This window comes from Cardiobacterium sp. (genome assembly GCF_057314735.1).
In genome coordinates this window covers 22,133-29,162 of record NZ_DBHKZK010000026.1, presented here as the reverse complement: position 1 = coordinate 29,162, position 7,030 = coordinate 22,133, and the positions used below count along the sequence as shown (strand labels likewise).

The 7,030-nt window shown below is 62.0% G+C and carries 6 protein-coding genes; 4 read left to right on the top strand and 2 right to left on the bottom strand.

The window, feature by feature from the left end:
• On the bottom strand, positions 1-297 hold a 297-nt coding region (locus ACO54Z_RS03045; protein WP_485995694.1), incomplete at its 3' end, for a hypothetical protein.
• A gap of 186 nt (positions 298-483) precedes the next feature.
• Entirely contained in the window at positions 484-1,680 is a 1,197-nt protein-coding gene (gene nirK / locus ACO54Z_RS03040; protein WP_485995693.1) for a copper-containing nitrite reductase, read from the bottom strand.
• A gap of 199 nt (positions 1,681-1,879) precedes the next feature.
• Between nirK and ACO54Z_RS03035 the strand changes: the two genes are divergently transcribed.
• The 4 genes from ACO54Z_RS03035 (at position 1,880) to radA (ending at position 7,026) form a co-directional block, all read left to right on the top strand.
• On the top strand, positions 1,880-3,913 hold the full coding sequence (locus ACO54Z_RS03035; RefSeq protein WP_485995692.1) for a site-specific recombinase: 2,034 nt from the start codon (positions 1,880-1,882) through the stop codon (positions 3,911-3,913).
• 204 nt (positions 3,914-4,117) lie between these two features.
• Positions 4,118-4,462, top strand: coding sequence for a hypothetical protein (locus ACO54Z_RS03030; RefSeq protein WP_485995691.1), 345 nt, complete (start codon positions 4,118-4,120; stop codon positions 4,460-4,462).
• Positions 4,463-4,589: 127 nt separating this feature from the next.
• Complete coding sequence (gene alr / locus ACO54Z_RS03025) at positions 4,590-5,657, top strand: alanine racemase (protein ID WP_485995690.1); 1,068 nt, start codon at positions 4,590-4,592, stop codon at positions 5,655-5,657.
• Entirely contained in the window at positions 5,650-7,026 is a 1,377-nt protein-coding gene (gene radA / locus ACO54Z_RS03020) for a DNA repair protein RadA (RefSeq protein WP_485995689.1), read from the top strand. The genes alr and radA overlap by 8 nt, the downstream gene beginning before the upstream one ends.
• The last annotated feature ends 4 nt before the right edge of the window (positions 7,027-7,030 follow it).

The window sequence follows — 7,030 nt, the reverse complement described above, 5'->3', positions numbered from 1 at the left end:
TCCGTTGCTTTTTGTTTGCCCGCCGTTTATCAGCATACATTTTAGGACACCACCCCAAATAATTTCCCCGACCCGACACGTCCAGCCCATCCACAGCGCGGCGCCATCGCGCGCGCATTGCACTTGGCGGGCGATGCCGTGGCCGCGTACTTCGGCCTCAATGCCACCGCCCTGCGACCACGCCAGCCGCAGCACAATACAAAGCAGCACCGCGACGAAGAAGACGAATGCCCAGACACCGCCCGCAATCCATTTCATGGAGAGAGTGCCGCTGGTGGTGTGGTGCATTTTTTTCATGGGATGGCTCGTTGGGGCAATCGCTTATTTTATCGCGATACATCTAAAGCCAGTCAGGCGGCGCAACGCCGTACAGGGCTTCGCGAGGATGGCTATACATAACAAGATAGCGGAAAAGGTGTATGTATCCTCCCGCCACAAAAAAAGGAAGGCATTACGCCTTCCTTTTTCCCGTCGGGGCAAAGGTTATTTCTTCGCCGGGGCGGCTTCTTTTTTCATCGGATCAACCGGAGGAGCGGCTTTTTCACCACCAGCCATCGGGCCCGGAGCTTTGACTTGCTCCATCAGGTCGTTGTTCCACTCGCCATCCACACGGACATGACCAGCGGCGCCAAGGTTGAACGCTTCGATCAGGTTGTGGTTAACGTAGGCATAGGTACCTGGCTGCTTGAAGGTATACATCGCTGCCCCGGCAGAACCGGCGGCGATAGACCAGGTTTCCAGATCTTGTGCCGGCGGGTCGGCGAGGTTGCCGCGTTCCCAAACATATTCACCGTGACCGCCAATGATGTGCGGGTAGGTGTAGCGGTTCGCTTGTGAGTGGTAGAACATCACGGTTTCGCCAACTTTTGCAGTCATGGCATTGTCGCCAACCAACGAGCCTTTGCTTTCGCCGAAGACGATGTGGGTCGGGATGAGTTTGTCCATCACTTCCTTGTCATCAGCGAAGGAGGCGGACGGGTTGTCGTAGCGTTTGTATTTGCCGTCTTTGTCTTTCGGGATGTAGTAATCCTGTTCGCCGATGTAGAAGGCCTTGTCGTAGTGCAGCTTGTTGCCGTTCTTGTCCTTGATGCCGTCTTTCGGAATAACGAGGATTGCGCCGTTCATGCCGTGCACCAAGTGCCACGGAATCATCGCGCCGCCCGGGGCGCAGTGGTAGATGAACACGCCCGGCTTGATGGCCTTGAAGCGCAGTACCACTTCCTGACCCGGGGCGACGTGGGTCAGGTCGCCGCCGCCGAGGGCGCCGGTGGAGGCGTGGAAGTCAATGTTGTGGATGAGCTGGTTTTTGCTGTCGTTTTTCAGGGTGAGCTCAACGTAATCGCCTTCGTGGACGACAATCATCGGCCCCGGCACGGTGTTGTTGAAGGCAAACGCCCACATGAACACGCCCGGCTCGACTTCGATTTCTTTTTCGTGGATGGTCATTTCCACTTCGACGATGCGCGGTTTGGCGGGCGCTTCCAGTGTGTGTTCCGGCACACCGGGCGGGTCAACCAGTACCTGTTTGACACGTTCCAGTTTGTCCAGTCCCTCTGGCTGCACACCGACCTTGTAGCCTTCAAGGCCGCCGGTATGCGCTGCGCCTTCTGCGGCGAAGCTGGCGGGGGCAGCGATGACCATGGATGCTGCAATGGAGAGGGATAACCAAGTTTTTCGCATAAAGCGCTCCTTATGTTTACGTTGCGGGTTAGTAAAAATTTTTTAAGATTATAGGGAAGGTACGGGGGCGTCGGCTTGACCTGCATCAAATAGTGCAAAAAAATGTGAATTACTGTGGATGGTGTGAAAACGCGCAACCCTGCGGCGTTTGCCTGCATTTTCCATTATGATTGCCGCCTTTTTCGCACAAGGAACGACCATGCCCGACAAAACCCTCACCCGCCGCGAACGTAGCCAAATCGCCGCCTGCGACGCCGCCGGATTGCGCATCCTGCTGGTGGCGCAGGAAAACGCGCTACGGATGCTGCGCTACCTTGCCGAATGGCTGCGCCAGGGCGGGGCGACGGGCGCCAGCGAACGCCTCGCCGCCTTTACCCGCGAACTGGACGCCGCGCCCTCGCACCGCGCGCTGATTGGCGCACACATCCACGGCTGGCTGCAAAACCTGCACCTCTACGCCAGCCTCGTCAGCGTCGGCATCTTCGCCCGCACCGGCATCGTCCACGAAACCGCGACCCTGCTCTACGACCGCTGGAACCCGCTGCCGGTGGACGAAAGCCAATTGCAAGACGTGCTCGACAGCGTCTTCAACGGCAGCCGCGACCTCGACTGGCTCACCGCCATCGCGCCGCGCCAATGGCTCAGCCTCTTCGCCCGCCTCAGCGAAAACGACGAACAGCGTGGCCGCACCCGCCGCCTCATGCGCGAAGAAAGCACCTACGCGCTGGAAATGCTCGCGATACGTCTCAGCGCCGAAGACCTTGCGCCCGACCTGATACGGCTGGACAAACGCCTGCTGGAGCTCGACTCGCCCTTCGTCGCCCTTGAGCGCGAACTGGCGCGGCTCATCACCAACTGGCGCGACCACCCGGATGATGCCACCGACGCGGCGACGCTGGCGCAGGCGCACGTCCTCATCGACCAGTCGCGGCAACAACTGCACCATTTGAACAGCCGCGCCATCGCCTCCGGCAGCTCGCTTGCGACCGCCCACCTGCTGGAACGCCTCGCACAAAGCCTTGACCGCCTCGAAGCGCTGCTCGCCGTGCTCACCGCCGAAAGCCCGGAAAGCGAAGCGCGGCACTGGCTGGCACTCCTGAACCAGCTCATCGAAAGCGGCCTGCGCCGCCGCAACATCCGCCACCTCTGGCACCGCAGCGCCTACCTCTTGAGCCAATCCATCACCCAGCACAAAAGCGCGCACGGCGAACACTACATCGCACGCGGCTGGCACGAATACCGGCGGATGTACGCCAGCGCCGCCGGGGCGGGCGTCATCATCGCGCTGATGGCGCTGCTCAAAATCAAACTCGCCAGCGCCGTCCCCAGTTACAACGCCTACATCCTGCTCTCCAGCCTCGACTACGGCATCGGCTTCGTCCTCATCTACCTCTGCCACTGCACCGTCGCCACCAAACAACCGGCAATGACCGCCGCGCGCATGGCAGAAGCCATCGAACAAACCCAACAAGGCCGCGCCGGGGCGCGCAAACTGGCGCAACTGCTCATCGACGTGAACCGCTCACAAAGCATCGCCGTTTTGGGCAATTTGAGCCTCGCCATGCTCACCGCCACCGCGCTTTGCCTCCTTTGGGCGGACAAAAGCGGCGCGCCGCTGCTCGACCACCACAGCGCCGAACACCAAATGGCGGCGCTGGCGATGCCGTCGGCGCTGTTCTACGCCGCCATTGCCGCCGTCTGGCTGTTCTGCTCCGGCATCATCGCCGGCTACTACGACAACCGCGCCCAATACCTGCGCCTGCGCGAGCGGCTGCGCGTGAACCCCTTGCTGCGCCGCCTGCTGCGCGAACCCGCCCGCGCCCGCTTTGCCGACTTCGTCCACGACCACCTCGGCGCGCTGGCCAGCAACTTCCTCTTCGGCGTGCTGCTCGGCATCACCCCGTGGATGGGCAAAACACTGGAACTGCCGCTGGACATCCGCCACATCGCCTTCTCCTCGGCCAACCTCGCCTACGCCACCGCGAGCCATCCGGAAAGCATCGGCGTCTTCGCGCAAGGCCTCTTTGCCGTCATCGCCATCGGGCTGGTGAACCTCTGGGTCAGCTTCTACCTCGCGCTGCGCGTCGCCCTGCGCGCCCGCGACGCGCGCTTCCCGCCGCTGCGCCAGTTTGTCAGCGTCTTGCGCGAAGAAATCCGGCGTGAGCCGCGCGCGCTGTTCCTGCCACGCCGCCCAGCGAGTGGAGAAAGCGGGGCAGGAAAGGCGCAGCCGTAGGACGGGTCAGGGCAGCAAACCATCCGCGTCAGCGACGGCATCGCAGGATATGACGCATCCCGCGATGCCGCAGATATAGCCATCCACCGAAAGTTTCAGACAAGGCGCGTCGCCGAAGACAGTACGCGGTTGTACGGCGAGGCGGCGCAACACAGTATGAGGCTTTCGGTGGATGGCTATAAAACAAACAGAAACCCTTGAAACATGATCATCAGACACAACGGCAACACCCATACCATCGCCAGAATGACCGGAAACCAACATAACATTCTGGAAATAACCCTGACAGATACTCGCAGCCCCATAAAAATCAAACCGTTAATCCTGAAAGGAGAAGAAAGCACCATAAATATCACGCCTGAAGAAGTTGATTTCCATGTAGCCCGTGGCGTCAATTTGATTTACGGGAAATACCAACGGACATTTTTCATCTCCGCAATTTCCTTTTGCCCGTCAGACAGCCAACCTGCCAATATCTACGCCATGCTTGCATTTCATTTGCTTGAAGACATCATTCAAGGCGAGACAAAAGGAAATGCAGAAGGTTAGAGCCGTTCAGCGGAAGATTCAGACAAGGCACGCCGTGCGTAACCTGACATCCGCCACGGCATAAGCGCCCCTCCCGCCCCGCCCGCAGTCGCTATAATTCGCGGCTGTTTTTTTGTGGAGGAAGGCGATGCGTCCTTTGGTGAAGGTGATTGATGTGGCGGCGTTGCGCCACAATGTGCGGACGCTGCGGCGGCAGGCGGGGGCGGCGGAGCTGGTCGCGGTGGTCAAGGCCGATGCTTACGGGCATGGCGTGGCGGTGGTGTTGCCTGCTTTGTCTGATGTCGATGGCTTTGCGGTGGCCTCAATAGATGAGGCATTGCAACTGCGCCAGCTCGGCGCGGTCAAGCCCGTGCTGCTGCTGGAAGGGATTTTCGGCGCGGATGAGGCGGCGCTCTGCGCGCGGCACGGTTTTGTGCCCTGTGTGCATTCGCCGGAGCAGCTGCAATGGCTGCGCGGTGTCGCCGGGATTTTCGCTTGGGTCAAGGTGGATTCGGGGATGCACCGCCTCGGTTTTGCGGTTGATGACGCCGCACGCTGGTTGCCGCAGGTGCTCTCGCTCAAGCAGGTGCGCTGGCTCGGCGTCGCCTCGCATTTTGCCTGCGCCGATGCGGATGTTTTGGATGATGCGCGCGCGCAGTTGGCGCGGCTCGATGCGCTCGTTTTGCCCGCCGGTTGGCAGCGTTGTCTCGCCAATTCGGCGGCGCTGTTTGTTTTGCCGGAGGCGCGGGCGGATGTGGTGCGCGCCGGGCTGGCGCTCTACGGGATGTCGCCTTTTGCTGATGGCGATGCGGCGCGGCTGGGCTTGCGTCCGGTGATGTCGCTGCAAACCCGGGTACTCGCCGTGCGCCGTCTGCAAACGGGCGATTTTGCCGGTTATAGTCACGGGTTTCAGGCGCAGGTGGCGGGTAATCTCGCAACCATCGCGCTGGGCTATGGCGACGGTTTTCCGCGCGCGATTCAAAGCGGCGCGGTGCAATTGCTGCTCAACGGCAAATGTTATCCGCTGGTCGGGCGGGTGGCGATGGATATGGCACTGCTTTGGCTGGGCGATGACACGGCGGCGGTTGGCGATGCGGTGCTGGTGTTTGGCGAGGGCAATCCGGCGGAGCGGGTCGCGGCGCAGGCGGGGACGATTCCTTATACGCTGACGACGATGCTGACGGCGCGGGTGCGCGCGGAGGTGGTCGATGGCTAAGGCGAAATCGCGTTTTGTCTGCCGCGAGTGCGGCGCGGCTTATCCGAAATGGCAGGGGCAGTGCCACGAGTGCGGCGCATGGAATACGCTGGAGGAGGAAGCGGCGCCGGTCGCAGCGCCGCGCGCGGGCAAGGGCGGCGGTTATGCGGGCGTTGCCGCCGGACAGGTGCAGCGGCTGGATGCGGTGGAGTTGCAGGCGGAAACGCTGGTGCCGAGCGGCATCAGCGAGTTTGACCGCGTTCTCGGCGGCGGGCTGGTGCGCGGCAGCGTGGTGCTGATTGGCGGCGACCCCGGCATCGGTAAATCGACGCTGCTGTTGCAGACGGTGCATCATTTGGCGCAATCGATGCCGTGTTTGTATGTCAGCGGTGAGGAGTCGCCGCGCCAGATTGGCCTGCGCGCCGAGCGGCTCGGTCTCGCCCGCGAGCGCATTGTGCTGTTTAGTGAAACGCAGATTGAGCGTATTTTGGCAACTGCCACGGCGGAGCAGCCGGCGGTGCTGGTGGTTGATTCGATTCAGACGCTTTACAGCGAGGCACTTTCTGCCGCGCCGGGTGCGGTCAGCCAGTTGCGCGAGTGCGCGGCGCAGTTGGTGCGCTTTGCCAAGTCGAGCGGCACGACGGTCTTTCTCATCGGCCACGTTACCAAGGAGGGCGCGATTGCCGGCCCCCGCGTGCTGGAGCATATGGTCGATACGGTGCTGTATTTTGAAAGCGAGGCGGGCAGCCGCTTCCGCATGCTGCGCGCGGTGAAAAACCGCTTCGGGCCGGTCAATGAGCTGGGGATGTTCGCCATGCTGGAGAATGGCTTGAAGCCGGTGAGCAATCCGTCGGCGATTTTCCTTTCGCGCCCGGACGGGCAGCAGCCGGGCAGCGCCGTTTTCCCGGTGTGGGAGGGCTCGCGCGCGCTCTTGGTCGAGGTGCAGGCGCTGGTCGATGGCGGCGGCGGTGGTTATGCGCGCCGCACCGCGCTGGGTTTTGACAGCGGACGGCTGGCGATGTTGCTCGCGGTGTTGCACCGCCACGGCGGCATCTCGCTGCACAACATGGATGTGTATGTGAACGTCGTCGGCGGTCTGAAAATCAGCGAACCGGCAGCGGATTTGGCGGTGCTGGCGGCGGCGCATTCCAGCCTGCGCGGCGTCGCCATTCCGCGCGACGTGGTCGTCATGGGCGAAGTCGGTCTCGCCGGGGAATTGCGCCCGGTCGCCAACGGCGAAGCGCGGCTGAAGGCGGCGCAGCAGCACGGCTTCAAACAGGCGATTCTGCCCGAAGGCAACAGGACGCGCGGCTCTGCTACAATGCTCGGCCTGAAAATTCATGCGGTTGCGACCCTCGCCGCCGCGCTTGACGTACTCACATCCCTGTAAGGAG

Bases quoted from the DNA above. Each gene is read 5' to 3' on its own strand.
- nirK (WP_485995693.1), bottom strand. From the start codon at position 1,680: ATGCGAAAAACTTGGTTATCCCTCTCCATTGCAGCATCCATGGTCATC.
- ACO54Z_RS03035 (WP_485995692.1), top strand. From the start codon at position 1,880: ATGCCCGACAAAACCCTCACCCGCCGCGAACGTAGCCAAATCGCCGCC.
- ACO54Z_RS03030 (WP_485995691.1), top strand. From the start codon at position 4,118: ATGATCATCAGACACAACGGCAACACCCATACCATCGCCAGAATGACC.
- alr (WP_485995690.1), top strand. From the start codon at position 4,590: ATGCGTCCTTTGGTGAAGGTGATTGATGTGGCGGCGTTGCGCCACAAT.
- radA (WP_485995689.1), top strand. From the start codon at position 5,650: ATGGCTAAGGCGAAATCGCGTTTTGTCTGCCGCGAGTGCGGCGCGGCT.